Genomic DNA, 18,545 nt, shown 5'->3' with positions numbered 1-18,545 from the left:
ATTTAGCTGTACAGTAATTTTTTATGGATGAGTCTCTATACTAAGCAATGCAATGGTTTTGACTCTTTTATAATTTTGTTTCGTACAGCTACGTACAACAAAAACATGATTTATATTCAATTCTGTCTAAGTAAATTTGCTTTACGGCCATTTGTATAAAATACGCCGTAAGCTATGAGCCATAAGGATTTTAGTATTTTTCAATTGTTCATCTCGTAAAGCTACGTAAAGCAAAATATGATTTTTATTAAATTCTATCTAAGTACATCTAAGTACATCTAAGTAATTACTTGGACGGCTTAGCTATGGATCATGATTTAAAATGTTCTATAAGCTATGTATATCAATGCATACAGCAGATTTATAAAAAGTATATTTATCTAAATCTGTCCAAGTACGTCCAAGTAAATTTTGCTTTACGGCGATTTATAAAAAATACGCCGTAAGCTATGTGCAGTAAAGGTTTTAGCTTTTTCTGAATTTTCATTTCGTAAAGCTACGTAAAGCAAAAACTAATTTTTGTTGGACAGCGATTATCTTTAATTTACCTAAAAACTACATATGGAAAGGCTTTGACTGAATTTTAAAACTTTGTGTTTGTCAAACTACGTCCAACAAAAAATTTATTTTCTTTATTGATTAAAATTTTAATTCTTCAGGAGCAACTTGTAATAGGCTTTACTTCATTAATAAAATTCAAATGAGAAAAACTCATGGATTGAATACTTTTACTCACTTTTTATTAAAATATATTTATGCGATTTTATGGGCTTTACAGGCATATATGTCAATACTGTAGAGGTAGATCTTCTACATGAGGAAAAGTCATGGTTTATTTCATATTGCCATGTTCAAAAATTGAATTTCGTAGTAAATAGCTTGGTAAAAGAACTCGAAATGGAAAAGAGTTTCTACGGAAATGGGACAAATTAGGAGTGTCCATGAAGATTAAGCCATTACCACCAATGAATAGCTTGATTGTGTTTGAGGCAGCCGCACGCCACCTTAGCTTTACACAAGCAGCAAATGAGTTAAATGTTACTCAAGGAGCGATAAGCCGCCAAATCCGCCAGTTAGAAGAGTATCTGGGCAAAGAACTTTTTACTCGTGCAAATCGAAATATTTCTTTAACACCTATGGGATTGCAATATTACCAAACGATTTATAGTGCTTTATTGGATGTTGCTCAAGCAACGGCTGAAATTAAGAAATGGCAGGGTGAACATCAAATAACCGTTGCAACTACAAATGCAATGGCTGCTCTTTGGTTATTACCTAAAGTGGCTACTTTTCAGCAAAATAACGAAGGGGTGGATCTAAGAATATTAACGACAGAAAATATTTTAGACTTACAGAAAATGGACTTTGATTTAGCTCTGTTTTATTGCCGAACTCCTCCCGTAGGAATGAAAGTCACCACGTTATTCCCAGAGGAAGTATTTCCTGTTTGTAGTCCAAATTATCTTGCTCAATTTAAGGATGGTACTCCTCCAGAGGAAATATTTGGCAAAGCATTACTTTATCTAGATGACTCTCAAAAGGATTGGATTACATGGGCTGAATGGTTTGAAGCCGTCAATTATCCTATGGTGAAACCTAAAAATAGAGTCAATATTAATAACTATCCAATGTTGCTCCAAGCTGCAATTAATGGTCAGGGAGTAGCATTGGCATGGGGCTCTTTAATTGATGATTATTTAGAAAATGGTTCTCTTGTTCGCCCGGTTGAAACTGTATTACGTACAGAAGCGAATTTTAGTATGTTAGAACCTTCGGATCGAGGACTGGTTCCCTCTAGTGTAAAACATTTTCGCAGCTGGTTATTAGAACAGTTGCCTGGACAAGTCGGGCAGAAAGGCTTAAATTAGCTTTTTATAAATTCATTAAAATTAAAAAGGGATCAATTAGATCCCTTTATTTACAGTAATCGCGATTCAAATGGATACAAAGTTAAAACTTCAGGTTCATTTTCAGTAATAAGAATTTGATTTTCAAGCTTAACACCTGAACCACCGTGTTTATGTCCCACGTAACTCTCTACACATATAACCATACCAGGTTCTAAAACACCATCGTATCCGTAATTATCCCATGCTTCTTTAAAATAGATACCGGGCGCTTCATCACATAAGCCCACTCCATGATAGAGGAAGGAATAGTGATTATATTCAGTTGGATCGTATTGTAGAGCTTGATGAGTCAGTTCTTTATAAGTTACCCCAGCTTTTAATAATTCAGTATTAAATTGAATCTGCTCATATGCCATTTGGTAAATCTTTTTTTGCTCGGCTGTTGGGGCTTTATCGCCACATAGCCATGTCCGCGAAGTATCAACACAAATGCCATTTGGTAAATCTTTTTTTGCTCGGCTGTTGGGGCTTTATCGCCACATAGCCATGTCCGCGAAGTATCAACACAAATGCCATAGGCGCCAATCATATCTGTATCAAAACCGACTAAATCACCATTTTGGATAACCCTTCCACTACATTCTTGATACCACGGATTACAGCGAGGACCAGAAGATAATAGGCGAGTTTCAATCCACTCACCTCCACGAGCAATATTTTCAGCATGTAAATATGACCATAAGCGTTGTTCAGAAATACCTGGTTCAAGATGGCTATGCATGACTGCTATGGCTGAATCTGTGGCATGGACTGCACAACGCATGGCATTAATTTCGTCTTCACCTTTAATGGCGCGTGCAAGTTCCATGATTACTTCACCATTTTCAATACTGAGGCCAAGGTGTTGTAATTCTCTAATCCCTTCATCATTACATTTATCGACAGCAATTTTTTTATTGCCTTGACCTAGTTCCAAAATGACCTCATAAATTTCATGTGCCCATTTTTTTACTTGTTCCTCAATAGGGGATCCTGCGCAGAAATAAAACCATGAGATACATGGGCGAATTTGACTAACCACTTTAGAATGATCTGCTAAGAAATCACAGTGATCAAATTCCCACAACACGACTTTTCCTTCTGCGGAAACATAGGTATAGCGTCCAGCATTATGTAATAGCCACACCTGCATATTCGTCGTACCTGTTGCATAACGAATATTAATAGGGTCATAAAGCAAAATACCGGCTAATCCTTGTTGTTTTAATAATGCACAAATTCGATCTAAACGGTATTGGTGCATACGATCTAAATTAGGAAGTGTAAGACCAGCTTGTTTCCATTCCGATGTTGCTAAGTCGCCTGGTCCAATTTGATGCATATTTAAATGTTCAGGATGACGATTACCTATACGATTTTGAAAGAGTTGCTTACTATTCATGTTATATCCTTACATAATCTTTGTTATTGTCCATCAGTCATTACTATTAATACATAACTTCCGAATTGAATAGCGATTTTTTGGGTGGGTGCTCATGAGTTAAAATCATGTTTTTAATTATTTTTTTGAATATAAGAAAAGGAGAGCAATTTAAAATTGCTCTCCTTATATTACCCATTGACCAAAGTCGAGATTAAACCTCAGCCTTTGTTTGGATTTCGGTTGAAGTTAGTGTAGTGGTAGAAAAATCTTCTTTTGCTTCTTCTGTTGGTGAGCTTGTAAGACCCGTTGAAACTTCTTTATGTAATGCTTTAAGTAATGCCCCACACATAATAGTTAACAGAATCAAGATTGGGAAACCAAACAGAATAACGGCAGTTTGAATCGCTTTTAACCCACCAACATAAAGTAGTCCCAAACTAATTGAGGTTACAAAAAGGCACCAAATGAGTCGAGTGCGAATAGGGCTATCTTTTTCTGAGCGAGTGTCAAGAAAACATAACACATGTGTGCCACCATCCTGTGACGTGACTAAATATGTAATAAGTAGCAAGCATGTTGTAATACTAAGGATCATCCCAAACAAACCATCATCAATTGCATCGTATAAAGCAAAGATGGCGAGGGTATTGTCTTTTTGGGTAGCTTTAACAATGGGTCCACCTGTAAATTCAGATGATGCTTGTGCTGTATCCGTCGTTTTAGAAGATGCGTCTGTTTGTATGTTTAAGTCTGCAGTTGCTGGAGCCTGCATTACCTGTGTCGTTTGTTGTTGCTCGAATGTATGACGAGCATTTTGCTCAACTTTAAGTGCGGAACCACCAAAGACACTCATCCAGATAAATGTCACTAAAGTTGGAACAATTAAAACACCTGCAATAAGTTGACGAATGGTTCGGCCTTTAGAAATCTTGGCAATGAACATCCCTACAAAAGGCGCCCAAGTTGACCACCATAACCAATAGAATGCTGTCCACCAGTTTTGCCATTCAGAATCTTTTTGTGTATCACTCCATAAGCTCATGCTGATAAAGTTGGAAGAGTAGTTACTTAAACCTTCAATATAAGAATTGGTAATATAACGAGCAGGGCCGACACACATTAAGATCACGATTAAAATAATTGATAAAATAATGTTTAATTCTGAGATACGACGCATGCCTGTGCCAATACCACGGACGACAGAAATGGTTGCAAGGCTAGACAACAATACTAAAATAATAAATTGAGACGTGACATTAATACCTAAACCAAAAACCTTATTGAGGCCAGCATTAATCTGTAGGACGCCAAGTGCAAGAGTTTGAGAAATACCAAAAGTAGTAACAACAATAACAATAATATCGACTAAATTTCCAATGGGTCCATAGATGCGATTTCCAATAAGTGGATGTAAGATGGAGCGTAAAGAAAAAGGTAGTCCCTTACGATATGAGAAATAGCCAATTGCTAAAGCTGTAATACAGTAAACTGACCAAGCATGTAAGCCCCAATGGAAGAAGGTGATTTGCATTGCCATACTTGCAGCTTGATCAGTTAAACCCTTCGTGAATGGATTGCTGGCATAGTGATTCATGGGTTCTGCAACGCCCCAGAAAACTAATCCTACACCCATTGCACATGAGAATAGCATTGAGATCCATGCAAAGTAGCTATATTCAGGTTTGTCTGTGTCTTTACCTAATTTAATTAGGCCATAACGACTGAACATGACATAGATAAGAAAGAAGCAGATACCAGTCACTGACAATAGGATAAACCACTTCATGTTGTGCAATAAAATATTTGATAAATAAGAAAAAATTTCAGCTGCTTTATCTGCGTATACAGCACAGAATAAAACAAATATGACTACTAATATTTTCGAAATCACAGATACGGCTGTGTTGGATTCGGAGATCCCTGTTGTACGCATAACTCCTCCTTGGATGCGTTACGTACAGCTAAACCTTTAGCTGTTGAATTTGTATATACAGAGTAATGAGGAGGACAAAGTTAGCTCAACCGATTTATTCTCACTAATGACTGAGTTTTTGTCATAGGTTGATTTATTTTTAATGAGTTGGGATTAATTATTGAATAGCTCAAATAATTAATAAAAATTTAGAGAAATATAATAATGAAAATAGGGATGTAATCATCCCTATTTTTTAAATTAGTTCTTAAGTTTCAGTAACAAATTGATTATCTGCTTCCGTTAAACTTTTCTCTTTAGGTTTTTCAACAAGTTTTTGCTCCGTTTTACAAGAATCGGGACGAACATGTTCTGGCATCATGACCCAAGCTAATGGATCTTCCCTTAAGCTTTTTATCAGTGAAATACAGGTGATTCCCAAAAGAATTGATATCGGGAAACCAGCAATGACACAAGCCGTTTGAATAGCTGATAGTCCGCCAGTTAATAGTAGCCCTCCACCTATCAATGGAATGATTATGCTCCAGACTAGCCTGATAGCTACAGATGGATTGGTAGCACCATTGGAATCTAAAAAGCAGAGAACAAGTGTGCCTGAGTTAACTAGAGTAATTATATGGATAGCTAGTAATAGACAGAGCAAAGCACTTAAAAATACTTTTGTATTATGATCTGAAGCAAGATGATCAAAAAATACAAACACAGCTCGTGCCGGTTCCTTTTTAGTCGCTTCCGCAATAGTCATTTCATGAACGGGAGCTACTGGAGGAAGGGTTACCTGTGAAGTGGTCACAACAACTTCTTGAGCAACAGGTTGATGATTGGCTTTTTCAATTTTGAGTGCGGCGCCACCAAATGCAGCAATCCAGAGGAAAGTCAGAAGTGTGGGTGCGGCAAGTGAGCCTAGAATGACTTCACGAATCGTGCGGCCTCTAGAAATACGAGCAATGAAAAGACCAACAAAAGGTGCCCAAGTCATCCACCAAGGCCAGTAGTACGCAGTCCACCAGTTTTGCCAACCTGAATTTTTTTGCGCATCACTCCATAAACTCATACCTACAATATTTTGTAAATAATCGCCTATTCCTTCAAAAAAGGTATTCAAAATATATTGAGTTGAGCCAATAAAAATAATAATAAAGACTAATAAATAAGAAATGATCATGTTGCCTTCAGCAATGATCTTGAAGCCTTTACTGATTGCAGATAACAAAGAAATAGTAGCTAAAGCACAAAGAATCACTACCATTAAGAGCTGAATTTTGACATCTACACTAATGCCAAAGGTGTGGTTGAGCCCGGTATTTAGTTCAAGTATTCCCATACTTAATGACTGTGAAATACCGAAAGCAGTAATTACGATGGTGATGATGTCAACGATATTACCTATTGGCCCATAAATTTTATTACCTATTAATGGGTATAAAACTGAGCGCATGGCAAAAGGTAAGTTTTTACGGTAAGCAAAATACCCTAAAGCAACCGCTACTAAACAGAATAATCCCCATGGATGTAATCCCCAATGAAAGAATGTCAATTGCATTGCCATCCGGGCAGATTCATCTGAAAGACCTTTGGTAAATGGATTACTTGCATAGTGGCTGATTGGTTCTGCTACCGACCAAAACATCAAGCCAATACCCATCCCACATGAAAAAAGCATGCAGATCCAAGCAATATTACTATACTCGGGTTTTTCGTCATCCTTTCCTAAACGAATATGGCCATAACGGCTCATACATAAATAGATGATAAATCCTAATAAGAAAGTTGCTAAAAGTAGAAGGTACCATTTTGCATTTTGTAATAAGGCACTTGATATCAGTTGAAAATATTCACCTGCCTGTTTTTCCTTAAAAATGCAGAAAGCAATAAAAATGAAGAGTAATAACTTTGAGACAATAGTAACAGTCGGATTAAGCCCTTTCATGACTCCTGTTGTTGTACGCATAACTACTCCTTGGATGCGTTTCCAACAGCTAAAAAACTATTAGCTGCTTAATACTAATAATACAGGGTAGTGAGGTGGGAGAAGATTGCTCAACTGATTTATTCTCACCGACTAGTGAGTTTTAGTCATGGGTAGCAATTATTTTTATAAAAATCGTAGTGTTTAAATCCATTTTTTACGTATGAGAAAAACTCATATATGCCTAGCTAAAAAGTCGTTTGTCGGAAGAATCGATATTTAACACAATCTCTAAAGAAATAGCAGAGTGTGCAAATCATCTCAACGCAGGGAGTTCTGCGTTAGTTTTAAATATATGGAGATCATCAGATGAATAGTCGAGTTAGCCAGCAATTAATTACGGTTCAGCAAGTCGATAATGTTTTGAATCCTATTACTGAATCAAATGGTATGCCAAATTTAGCATATACCAGTAGCGAATATTTTAATTTTGAACGTGACAATATTTTAAGTAAAACTTGGGTGTGTGTTGGGTTTGCTTCTGATTTACCTAAAAAGAGCTATGTGAAGCCTGTTAATTTTATGGGCATGCCTTTGGTAATGATGCGCAACCGTGAAGGGGAAATCCAAGTTTTCCATAACGTTTGTAGCCATCGCGGTATGATTTTGGTGCAGCAAGAAGGCACTATTGAAGGTGTAATTCGTTGCCAATACCACTCTTGGAGTTATGACCTAAACGGTAACTTAAAAGGTACTCCACATGTTGGCGGAATTAACCAACATAAAGATGAACGTTTTAAATGTGAAAAACATGGCTTAAAAGCTCTCCGTTCAGCAATTTGGATGGATATGGTATTCGTAAATATCTCTGGTGATGCACCAACTTTTGAAGAACATATTGCACCATTGGTTGAACGTTGGAAGCCTTTCTTGGGTGAAAACGACTTAGAACTTATTCGCACTAGCAAAGTAGGTTCAACTTTCGAGTTACCTGTAAAAAGTAACTGGAAACTTACAGTTGAAAACTATTGCGAAGCTTATCACTTACCTTGGGTACACCCAGCACTAAATACATATTCAAAACTTGAAGATCACTACAACATTATGTTTGAAGATCGCTTCGCTGGTCAGGGTAGTTATAAATATAACTTGTCAGCTACAGCGGGTACGCATTTACCCAAATTCCCAAGCTGGCCAGAAGATCAACTTCGTCATGCTGAATATGTAGCTGTGTTCCCGAACGTATTATTAGGTATTCAAGCTGATCATGCATTTGCAATGATGATTGATCCAATTGCTCCAGAGCAAACAATTGAAAAATTACGCTTGTATTACGTTGGTGATGAATCACTAGACGCTAAATATGATGCATGCCGTGAAGCAACTTTAGAATCATGGAAAGTTGTATTTGCTGAAGATGTATTTGCGGTTGAAACCATGCAAAAAGGTCGTCATTCACCTGGCTTTGGTGGAGGGGTTTTCTCTCCTGAGATGGATTTGCCAACACACTTCTTCCAGAAATGGTTAGCAACCCAAGCTAAAACAGCATTGGAGGCATAATATGCAACATTACCTCAACTATGTTGATGGCCAATGGCGAGATGCTTCTCGCCAATTGGAAGTTATCAACCCGGCAACCGATAAAGCTTTTGCAACAGTTGCTCGTGCAAGCATTGAAGATGCAGATGCTGCGATGGCAGCAGCTCGACGTTGTGCGAATAGCGGTGCTTTAACTGATGTACGTCCTGCAAAACGTACGGCGTGGATGTTAAAAGCAGCAGAAGCAATTCGTGAAATTGCTGAAGAGGGTGCATTAATCCTGTGCCGTGAAAATGGCAAAAATGTTGATACAGCACGTGAAGAATTTGATGAAGCAGCTCGCTATTTTGAATACTACGCGGGTATGGCAGATAAAATTGAAGGGATATCAGTACCTTTAGGTAAAGATTACGTTGATTTTACTTCATATATTCCGATGGGTGTGTCAGTTCAAATCGTACCTTGGAACTTTCCCGTCTCGATCTGCGCACGCTCATTAGCACCTGCTTTAGCGGCTGGTAATGCGGTTGTAATTAAGTCACCTGAAGTTTCACCTTTAGGAATGGTTTTACTCATCAAAGCTATTGAGAAAGCTGGCTTTCCACAAGGTGCAGTGAACTTATTGTGTGGTAAAGGATCAGAAGTTGGTACTCATCTGGTTAAACATCAAGATACGAACCAGATTGTTTTCACAGGCTCAGTACCAACCGGCCAACGCATTTTGAAAGATGCGGCTGAACGTGCAACACCTTCTGTAATGGAGTTGGGTGGTAAGTCAGCTGCAATTGCTTTTGCGGATGTTGATCTTGAGCAATTACTACGTAGCGTTAAAGTCGGCATTTTTTATAACTCTGGGCAAGTTTGCTCAGCGATGTCTCGCTTATTGGTGCACCGCAGTCGCTATGAAGAAGTTAAAGCAGCTGTAGTGAATCTTGCAGAGAGCCTAACTGTAGGTATTGGCGAAAGTAATGCCGATCTTACTCCAGTTGTATCTAAAGATCAGCAACAGCAAATTCTTGCCATGATTGATAAGGCACGTGAAGAAGGTGCCAATGTTTTAACAGGCGGAAAAGCCGCCGATCTAGAAGGTTACTTCGTCCTACCAACCATTATTGAAGCCAAAGATGACATGTCGATTGCTCAAGAAGAAGTTTTTGGTCCTGTAATGGTGATCATGCCTTTCGATGACGAAGACCAAGCTGTTGCTATCGCAAATGGTACGGACTTTGGACTTGTTGCAGGTGTATTTGGTGAAAATCTGAATCAAACACTTCGCGTAGCAAACCGACTTATTGCTGGTCAAGTCTTTATTAACGAATGGTTTGCTGGCGGTATCGAAACACCATTTGGTGGTGTGGGCTTATCTGGTTTTGGTCGCGAAAAAGGGCAGGAAGCCATCTACAGTTATGTTCAAACTCGCAATATTGGTATCCGTTTGAAACATAACGTGTAATTTGTAAGAAATAAGGGAAATAGACAAGATGAGAAAGTGGTTATGTATTGTCTGTGGCTGGATCTATGATGAAGCTAAAGGCTGGCCTGATGACGGGATAGCACCAGGGACAAAATGGGAAGATATTCCAGATGACTGGATGTGCCCAGAGTGTCAGGTTGGTAAAGCCGACTTCGAAATGCTCGATATTACTGATGTTGAAATCGAGGAAGTTCCGGTAGTAGCTGCAGCTCCAGTGATTGAACCTGTCGTTATTATTGGTAGTGGCCATGCTGGCTATCAAGTGGCTTCAACTTTACGTGCACAATCTCCAGACTTGTCTATTACCGTATTTACTGCTGATGACGGTGCCTTATATAGTAAACCAGCTTTATCTAATGCTTTAGCATTAGGGAAAGACGGCGATAGTTTGGTTCGTGAGTCTGCTCTTAGTTGGGAACAACGTTTAAATATCCGCGTTTATCCACATACGAAAGTAACTCATATTGACCGTGCCAATAAAAAGCTTCAAACCACTATTGGTGATTATCCTTACGGCAGACTAGTACTGGCTACTGGAGCAACACCAGTTGTAATTCCTATTGATGGTGATTCGACGGCGACATTAAGTGTAAATGATCTAGCAGATTACCGCCGTTTCCGTCAGCAATTATCAGATAAACAGCATGTCACAATTCTTGGGGATGGTCTTATTGGTTGTGAGTTTGCCAATGACTTAGCTGCACATGGCAACAAAGTTACAGTTGTTGGGCTTGGCAAATGGGCAATGGCACGACTTATTCCAGAACCTTTAGGCCATGCTCTACAAAATGCTCTAAGCCAGTTAGGGGTGGAGTGGAGACTACAAAATAGTATCCGTTCTATTCAATCTGCAAATGGTCGTTACCAGTTAATACTCCAAGATGGTCAATCATTTGAAACTGACTTGGTATTAAGTGCAGTTGGTCTGAGACCAAATATTGCACTTGCTCAAGCAGCCGGTCTAGAAACAGCTCGCGGTATTTGTACTGGACTTGATCACCGTAGTAGCGATCCTGCGATTTTTGCTTTAGGTGATTGTGCCGAAGTGAATGGTCAATGGGCACCTTATATCAACCCAATCACTCAAGCATTACCAGCGTTAGTTAATAATCTTTTAGGTCAGTCAACTGCTGCGGATTTGAAATCGACACCAGTTTTAGTAAAAACACCAATTTTGCCACTATCTGTCTTGCCAGCAATGGGAACGGGTGAGTGGAAAGTGGAACAACATGACGGCGAGTTAGCTGCCGGTTTCTACAATGCACAAGGCAAGCTAGCAGGCTTTGCTTTACTTGGTCGCCAATTACAGCACCATCGTAGTGAGTGGCTTGAGAAACTAAATTCGTGCCCATCCACAGTTTAAGTTAAGGGAATAACAAAATGATTGCTTTACCAAATGATGATAGTACGTGTGGTTGGTATGCGGCATTGCCTCCAGCGGAGCCTATTAAAAAGTTAATCGGTCCACAAAAAGCTGACTATGCCATTATCGGAGCAGGCTTTGCAGGGTTAGCAGCAGCTCGAAGATTAGCTGAACTCAAACCGAATGCCCGTATTATTTTAGTGGATGCACAGCGTGTAGCTGAAGGCGCTTCAGGACGTAACTCAGGCTTTGTAATTGATTTACCGCATAAATTTGCATTATCACATCCAGACCCTTCACATAAGCAAAAGTTATTGAGTCTGAACCGATCGGCAATTGCCCAATTACAAGGTTTGGTAGAGCGCCATAACATTGATTGCCAATGGTCTGCAGCTGGTAAATATCAAGGTGCTGTAGGTGAGCGTGGTGAAGCGCATCTCAATCATTTTGAGCACCTAATGAAAGATTTAGGTGAACCATATCGTTGGGTCGAAAAAGCAGAGCTTCAAAAAGTATTGGGTACAGATTTTTATAGCCGTGCGATTTTTACTCCTGGTTCATATTTGATGCAACCAGCAGCTTTAGTACGCGGTATGGGTGACAATTTACCAGATAGCGTTGAGTTATTAGAGCAATCTCCAATTCGTAGTTTGCAAAAAAGTAATAACCAGTGGCTTTTACAAGGTGATAACGGGTCAATCACAGCACCTAAAGTACTACTTGCGACAAGTATTTTTACGCGTGAATTTGGTTACTTGAAGAACCGTTTATTACCTGTCATGACTTTTGCGAGCTGGACACGTCCATTAACTGATCAGGAAATGAAAGTTTATCGTGGTGATTTAGATTGGGGACTTACTCCAGCCGACCATGCAGGAACAACCTTAAGGATGACTGCAGATCGCCGTATCCTAATCCGTAATACTTATAAGCATGTGCCTAAATATGGTGCAAACATAAATGATGATAATCGTCGCTGGATACAAGAAGATCACCGGAAGGCATTTTTAGGTCGTTATCCAGATTTAGCAAATGTTCCATTTACCCATACATGGGGCGGTGCTTACGCTATTTCCCGAAATTTCACTAACTTTTTTGGTGAGTTAGAAGACGGCGTTTTCGCGAGTGCTTGTGACAATGGCGTGGGGGCTGCATGGGGAACAATTTCAGGAACTCTATTAGCGGATTTAGTCGTTGGATCAGATTCTCAAGCTTTAAGAGATATCCAGTATGTAACTGGTATGCCTAGTTTAAATCCACCAGAACCATTCTTAGGTTTAGGTGTCAGAACACGTATTAGATTTGAAAAATGGCGCAGTCGTAGTGAATTGTAAGCTGGAGAAATAGATGAAAGAAGTAAAATTAGTTGATAGTGCTCAACTTGATTTTAATTTACGTGGTGAAACACCAAACGGCACAGCTTATGTTGCTAGAGCATTAGGTGCTGATGTTTCTCCAAACATGGGTATCGGTTTTGCACGTTGGGAAGGTGCAGAAGTGAGTTGGAAATTACTTTATGACGAAGTCATTTTTGTAATTGAAGGCTGTTTCGAACTCACTGCCAATGGCCAAAAATATGAAGTTCGACCAGGTCAAATGTTATGGATTCCTGAAGGTACCGAACTGATTTATGGTGGGCATGCAGTATTTGGTTATGTAGTACATCCGGGTAACTGGAAAGAATTGCACGGGATTGCATAAAAGAAGCGATCCATATCGTTCAGGAAAAGAATGATGTGGGTCGCTTTATTCTTATGAGCACCTAGCCCTGAATTAGGGTTAACACGAATTAACGAAAATTTTAAATTTCAGGAGCTTCTCCTGAACAGGGAAGTATTGTCTGAAAAAAATAAGCAGAGAACAGGAAAGGTTCTCTGCAAATCTTCATTTAAACAAGGATTTGTAAATGAGCAAAGTCTATTTAACACTTGGATTTGGGTTGATTTCAGTTGGAATGGCATTACCTGCTTTTGCAGGAGTCACTTTCGGTGACCCTAAAAGTGATACGGGTGCTTTAACAATATCAGGTGCTTTACGAGGGAATTATCAAGATAAGGATTATGGTGAATCTGCATCAGACCAGAAAATAAAATTTGATGCAGCTATTTTAAGACTAGGTTATGAGTCACCTGACTGGTTTGGAAAAGTCGAATATCGTTGTTATCAATACGATACGTTCTGTGATTTCTCTACTTTGGTTTATGGCTATGCTGGCTATCATTTAAACTCAACAGATCATATTACTATAGGTGTACAACCCATTCCTTTTGGTCCAGGTCGTTTTTGGGATAGCAGCTTTTATGCTGGTATCAACAACACTATGGGTTTACAGGATGCTTCCAATTTAGGGGCAAACTATCACTTTGAATTACCGTCTGCAACTAAAGTGGATTTGGCTTATTTCGCAACTGATGGTGGTAATTATCACGGGACCAGCAAAGATTCAGCACGTTATACGGCTAATGTTGTCACCTCATCTGATCCACTCAAAACTGACCTAAATGAAAAAAATATGTGGATGGCCCGTGTAGATCAAGATCTTAAGTTTTTAAGTACAGATGATCTCAAGGTATCAGTAGGTGGAAGTTATTGGTATTCAGATATTGAAAATAAAAAAACCTCTGCTGATGGAAACCGAAACACATGGGCTCTATTTAACCGCATTAACTATAAAAATCTAAATGTCGTGCTTACTGGTGGGCGGCAGTCGATTAGTAATAAAGATGCATTGAGTCCAGCGAGCTCAACTTTTGGTTCTTTTGACGGGGAATATGATATTGCGAACAAGGGCTATTTCTATACAGTTGATACGAGCTATGTATTTAAGAACGTGAGAGATTCGCTCAATGTTACGCCGTATGTGGTTTTTAGTGGTTTTAACAAGAAAGAAAAGGGATTTGATGATTCACAGCGCAACATTGTTGGTGTGGCTTGGGACTATAAAAATGTTTCTTTATATACCGAATATGTGATGAGTAAAAACGACCCGTTTGTTGGTGGAAGTGGTAGTTCGCTTGCAGCTGGTGATGACGGGAAATGGAACAAACTTTTAAATCTAATGTTGATTTATAGCTTCTAAGAGTTTCTACAACCTTTTTCATTTATCGATATTTTCAGGAAGTTTAAAAGCTTCCTGAAGTCGTTTAGGGATAATAAATATGTCATCACCATTTATTAGTACATTCATTTTGTTTTTCTCACTGCTTAATCCATTTCTCATGAGTATCTATATGATCGGCCTAATTCGTCATACAGAGACTAAAGTATTTAATAAAGCTTTGATTCAAGGGGGGCTCATTGCATATGTGGTATTCCTCTTATTCGCATGGGGTGGAGAAGCAATTTTTAATCGGTATTTAAATGTTAGGTTTGAATCATTTTTGATTTTCGGTGGTCTGATTTTTCTAGTGATTGGTTATCGATATGTATTTCAAGGAGCTGATACGATTGGTGAAATGCGAGGAGCGCCAGAGCATTTAGCGGGTACTGTAGCTATGCCATTTATGATTGGACCAGGAACAATTAGTGCAGCTGTAGTTACAGGAATGAGTATGTCTATTGTAGAGGCGGCTATAGTTATTGCTCTGGTGCTATTTCTGACTTGTAGTGTTTTGATAGCAATGAAGTTTTCTCATGATCACTTACGCTATAAACATGCCAAATATATTGATCGTTATTTCGATATTGTGGGGCGGTTAGCTGCACTATTAATTGGAACAATTGCAGTTGATATGATCGTAAATGGCGTTACACGGTTGATTGATAAAGTTTAAAAAAATAACAAGTCACAGCCAAAGTATTTTTGGCTGTGACTAATAAATCTAAGAAGCTAATTTTGCCTGATTTTGTGGGATATGATTTTTTCGAATTGAGAACCAGCAGATCAATGAGCCGAAGGTAACAGTTAATGCACCATACCAAAAATTGATTGTTAAATCGGAATTCAATACAAAAGCGGAAAATGCCGATGAGAAAATGGGTGAAAAATAAGAAAGCATAATCAATATAGGCATATTACCTTTGATAATACCAATATTCCACGCTAGATAACCCATAGAGAAAAAAACGGCATTGATAAAGACAAATAGATAGCCGTTAATTCCTTGAACCTGTGGTAGGTGAAAGCCTTGAGTAGAGATAGTAAGTATCCATAAGGCTATAGCTGTTAAGATAAAATAAAGCGAAACAGCATTAGTTCCATTACTTTGCTTTTTAGTATAGATACAATAAATAGCCCAAAGAATAGATGCTAGGAAAATTAAAAAGTAACTAATCGGATTTTTTGAAAAATTATCAATAAAGTTTAGATTAGGATGATAGTTAATTATAACTATGCCCGAAAAGCTTATAACCACTCCTAATATTGTCATTAAGTTTACTTTTTCTTCTTTTAATACTGCCAACATAATAATAATTAGAGTTGGCCACATATTAAAAATAATATTCATCTCAATCGATTTTTCTGATGAATTTGCTAGAGTAATTGAAAAGGCAAAACATAATTCAAAAACAACGAAAAGCAAGCTAGATAGAATAAGAAACTTCTTTGAAACCTTTTTTAAATCGGGTAGGCCATATGTTAAGAACAAAATAATAGCACTGAAGGTGTATACGTAAGTCACTGTATAGATAGGACCAAAACTTTCTGTAGAAAGCCTGAGTAAGCCAACTAAAGTGGACCAAAGTAACAAAGCTGAAACACCGATTAAGGTTGATATTTGGCGGCTCATACGATAGACCCGATTAAAAAATTAATCATAATTTTTAAATGGGCACTTTAATAGTTAGTCGAGCACGATAAATAATCATGAGTTAATGACTTTTTATCATTATTAAAAATAGATAATGAAAATACTTAAAATATATTTTTTATAATTTAATTATTGGTTTTATTTTTTTTAAGTGTAATAAGCATCACACCAAAAATATTAAGAAAACAACCTAGCCACTGAATTGTATTTAAATGCTCACCTAAAAGAAATACTGATAAAAGAATAGCAACAATCGGACTAATGGATGAAATAATAGCGGATTGTGTTGCTCCTACGTACTCTATACTCAATATTAATAAGAGCGTAGGTAGAACCGTAACGAATAAACCTAAACAGATTCCGTACCAAATAACTTGTAGAGGCAAGGTTGTAAGCAGTTGTATAGGATGAGTAGTTGTAGCTATAAAATGAATAAGGGTTCCTATACAAGCCGCTGATAGAGATAGGCCAGTCAAGTTCCACGAACCAAATTTTTTAATTAACGGCGGGGTAAGTAACAGGTAGCAAGCAAAAGCGACAGCACTAGTAAACACTAAGCTTGCTCCAAACCAGAAGTTATGTTGGTCTGGAAGCATTTTTTGCTCTTGAAGCATAACAATGACTGTTCCACCATAACTTAAGATAAGTGCAAATATTGTTTTTGAACTTAGTTTTTGCTTGAGGATAAAACTCGACGCCAATACGGTCATGGTTGGATAAAGAAATAAAATAATTCTCTCTAGTGACGCCGTAATAAACATGAGCCCATAGAAATCAAGCCAGCTAGAAATGTAATAACCTAATAAGCCAACAGAAAGTAAATATAGAATATCTCTTAGCTTGATATTGCGATTTTGACGGCGGCAAAACCAACAGATAAGTAAAAAGAAGGGTAGAGCAATTCCCATACGGATAGCCATTAGAGTAATGGCATCTAATGAGGGGCTAAGAGCATAAGCTTGTTTAATAAAAATGGCTTTACTGCTAAATAGAAATGCAGAGATAAATGCAAACAAGAAACCAAGTTGAATTAAAGAAAAATTGAGCTTCATGGAACCTTGCTGCATTAATAAAGATAGTTTTTGGAGAGGGTTTAGGCTTCTGAATTTTCTTTTGATGCTAAAATTTTATAGTAAGCAACATCATAGACGGCTTTCTGGTAAGCCTCATAAGAAGCTTTGCTGATCACAACAGCAGATTGCCGACCTCTGCGAGTAATTTCTACGGGATGTCCAGCGACAGCTTGATCCATAATCATGGTAAGTTGTGCTCTGGCATTTGAATAATTCCACTGATTCATTTGTAGTTCTCCCTGATTAATACAACATCAAGATAGGTGAAATGTACGATTCGCTTCAACGGATTTATTCTCAAGGATAAGTGAATTTTTATCATGGGTGGATGTGGCTTTGTGAAGTGTTTCTCGATATAGATTTTTTTTATGAAATTGATATGTAACCTCAAAAATCTGTAACCTTTTCAATTTTTCAAAAGGTTACGCCCTGAAAGCCTTGCCACATAAGGCTGTAACCTCAGTAACCTTTGTAACCTCTAAAATTTAGCTGTTTCTTAAATTAAAGTGAGAAGATAGATGTTGATATAAAGCTACAGCAAAAACAGTAGAAGTATTTTTGTATCATGGCTTGTATCATTAATATAATTTAATTTATTAAATAGTTATTTATCAGTAATTTGTGATTATATTTGGTATTGGATATACCTACCAAGATATTAAAGTCATATAAACTCAAATAGCTTTACATGACTTAAAAAGCCCTAAACTATAATGGTTTAGGGCTTTTTATTGCTTTGTATAAAATAGTTTGAAATATAGCGATAAATAGAATTCTATAAATTTACTAATACATTTCTACTTCGCAAAACCAATATAACCCTAAAACTCTCCCCCTTTATAAATTCCTCTTTAACAATAACTTATTTATTATTTATCCTTACTTTTTAATGATCTAATTTAAAGCAAATCTCATTTGCTTGACCGCAAAAGGGTAGAGCACTGTCCTTTGCCTACCTGCACTGAGCACAATCCCCCTTATAAACACTTAGAATCTCGAAGATCACCCTATTTTATAAATAAAATAAATATATATATTAGAAAACTTGATTAATTTTATTTTTCGTATATAATGAACATAACTAGAAAAAGTCATGTTTGGTAAATCTTCTCTAAGTACCGCAGTATTAGTCATAATCCTTCGTTTTTTTTAGATTTTAAGCTCCATTCTTTATTATTTCGATGTTACTCATAACCAATAAACTGGTTTAAATTTAAAAAAATAGGATTT

General features: G+C 37.6%; 13 protein-coding genes and 2 pseudogenes. 9 read left to right on the top strand and 6 right to left on the bottom strand.

Going from position 1 to position 18,545, the window contains the following annotated elements; genetic code table 11:
* Positions 1-941 precede the first annotated feature (941 nt).
* On the top strand, positions 942-1,868 hold the full coding sequence (locus MSG66_RS14350) for a LysR substrate-binding domain-containing protein (protein WP_202742954.1): 927 nt from the start codon (positions 942-944) through the stop codon (positions 1,866-1,868).
* A gap of 50 nt (positions 1,869-1,918) precedes the next feature.
* Here MSG66_RS14350 and MSG66_RS14345 read toward each other — a convergent pair.
* From MSG66_RS14345 to MSG66_RS14335, 3 genes and pseudogenes are all read right to left on the bottom strand, one after another.
* A pseudogene (locus MSG66_RS14345) lies at positions 1,919-3,291 on the bottom strand (M24 family metallopeptidase).
* Between the two features lie 193 nt (positions 3,292-3,484).
* Positions 3,485-5,206, bottom strand: a complete 1,722-nt coding sequence (locus tag MSG66_RS14340) for a BCCT family transporter (protein WP_262472722.1) — start codon at positions 5,204-5,206, stop codon at positions 3,485-3,487.
* 247 nt (positions 5,207-5,453) lie between these two features.
* Entirely contained in the window at positions 5,454-7,157 is a 1,704-nt protein-coding gene (locus MSG66_RS14335) for a BCCT family transporter (RefSeq protein WP_202742951.1), read from the bottom strand.
* A gap of 327 nt (positions 7,158-7,484) precedes the next feature.
* On the opposite strand from MSG66_RS14335, the gene MSG66_RS14330 reads away from it, so the two are divergent.
* The 8 genes and pseudogenes from MSG66_RS14330 to MSG66_RS14295 all read left to right on the top strand — a co-directional run bounded on the left by MSG66_RS14330 (position 7,485) and on the right by MSG66_RS14295 (position 15,264).
* The gene (locus MSG66_RS14330) at positions 7,485-8,675 is read left to right on the top strand and encodes an aromatic ring-hydroxylating oxygenase subunit alpha (RefSeq protein WP_202742950.1); all 1,191 of its coding nucleotides are present in this window, start codon (positions 7,485-7,487) and stop codon (positions 8,673-8,675) included.
* Position 8,676: 1 nt separating this feature from the next.
* Entirely contained in the window at positions 8,677-10,107 is a 1,431-nt protein-coding gene (locus MSG66_RS14325; RefSeq protein ID WP_202742949.1) for an aldehyde dehydrogenase family protein, read from the top strand.
* Between the two features lie 28 nt (positions 10,108-10,135).
* Positions 10,136-10,297 (top strand): annotated as a pseudogene (locus MSG66_RS14320) (rubredoxin); the annotation flags it as partial.
* Positions 10,286-11,491, top strand: a complete 1,206-nt coding sequence (locus MSG66_RS14315; protein ID WP_324654549.1) for an FAD-dependent oxidoreductase — start codon at positions 10,286-10,288, stop codon at positions 11,489-11,491. The pseudogene MSG66_RS14320 and the gene MSG66_RS14315, both read left to right, overlap by 12 nt.
* Positions 11,492-11,508: 17 nt before the next feature.
* The gene (locus MSG66_RS14310; protein WP_324654449.1) at positions 11,509-12,825 is read left to right on the top strand and encodes an FAD-binding oxidoreductase; all 1,317 of its coding nucleotides are present in this window, start codon (positions 11,509-11,511) and stop codon (positions 12,823-12,825) included.
* A 13-nt stretch (positions 12,826-12,838) separates the two neighbouring features.
* On the top strand, positions 12,839-13,192 hold the full coding sequence (locus tag MSG66_RS14305; protein ID WP_202742946.1) for an ethanolamine utilization protein EutQ: 354 nt from the start codon (positions 12,839-12,841) through the stop codon (positions 13,190-13,192).
* 205 nt (positions 13,193-13,397) lie between these two features.
* Positions 13,398-14,570 carry a hypothetical protein gene (locus MSG66_RS14300; protein WP_202742945.1) on the top strand — a complete coding sequence of 391 codons (1,173 nt, stop codon included), beginning with the start codon at positions 13,398-13,400 and terminating at the stop codon, positions 14,568-14,570.
* 79 nt (positions 14,571-14,649) lie between these two features.
* The gene (locus tag MSG66_RS14295) at positions 14,650-15,264 is read left to right on the top strand and encodes a MarC family protein (protein WP_003650503.1); all 615 of its coding nucleotides are present in this window, start codon (positions 14,650-14,652) and stop codon (positions 15,262-15,264) included.
* A 48-nt stretch (positions 15,265-15,312) separates the two neighbouring features.
* Here MSG66_RS14295 and yddG read toward each other — a convergent pair whose 3' ends face one another.
* The 3 genes from yddG to MSG66_RS14280 all read right to left on the bottom strand — a co-directional run bounded on the left by yddG (position 15,313) and on the right by MSG66_RS14280 (position 17,542).
* Positions 15,313-16,221 (bottom strand): aromatic amino acid DMT transporter YddG, encoded by a 909-nt coding sequence (gene yddG, locus MSG66_RS14290; protein WP_262472735.1) that lies wholly within the window; start codon positions 16,219-16,221, stop codon positions 15,313-15,315.
* Between the two features lie 146 nt (positions 16,222-16,367).
* Positions 16,368-17,294: a DMT family transporter gene (locus tag MSG66_RS14285; protein WP_324654447.1), complete on the bottom strand. Its 927-nt coding sequence runs from the start codon at positions 17,292-17,294 to the stop codon at positions 16,368-16,370.
* A 41-nt stretch (positions 17,295-17,335) separates the two neighbouring features.
* The gene (locus MSG66_RS14280) at positions 17,336-17,542 is read right to left on the bottom strand and encodes a type II toxin-antitoxin system Phd/YefM family antitoxin (RefSeq protein WP_262472738.1); all 207 of its coding nucleotides are present in this window, start codon (positions 17,540-17,542) and stop codon (positions 17,336-17,338) included.
* Positions 17,543-18,545 lie beyond the last annotated feature (1,003 nt).

It is taken from the genome of Acinetobacter sp. IK31 (assembly GCF_035615195.1).
Lineage (GTDB): Bacteria > Pseudomonadota > Gammaproteobacteria > Pseudomonadales > Moraxellaceae > Acinetobacter > Acinetobacter calcoaceticus_C.
Note: the sequence above shows the minus strand (reverse complement) of the source record. Positions and strands in the feature narration are given on the sequence as shown.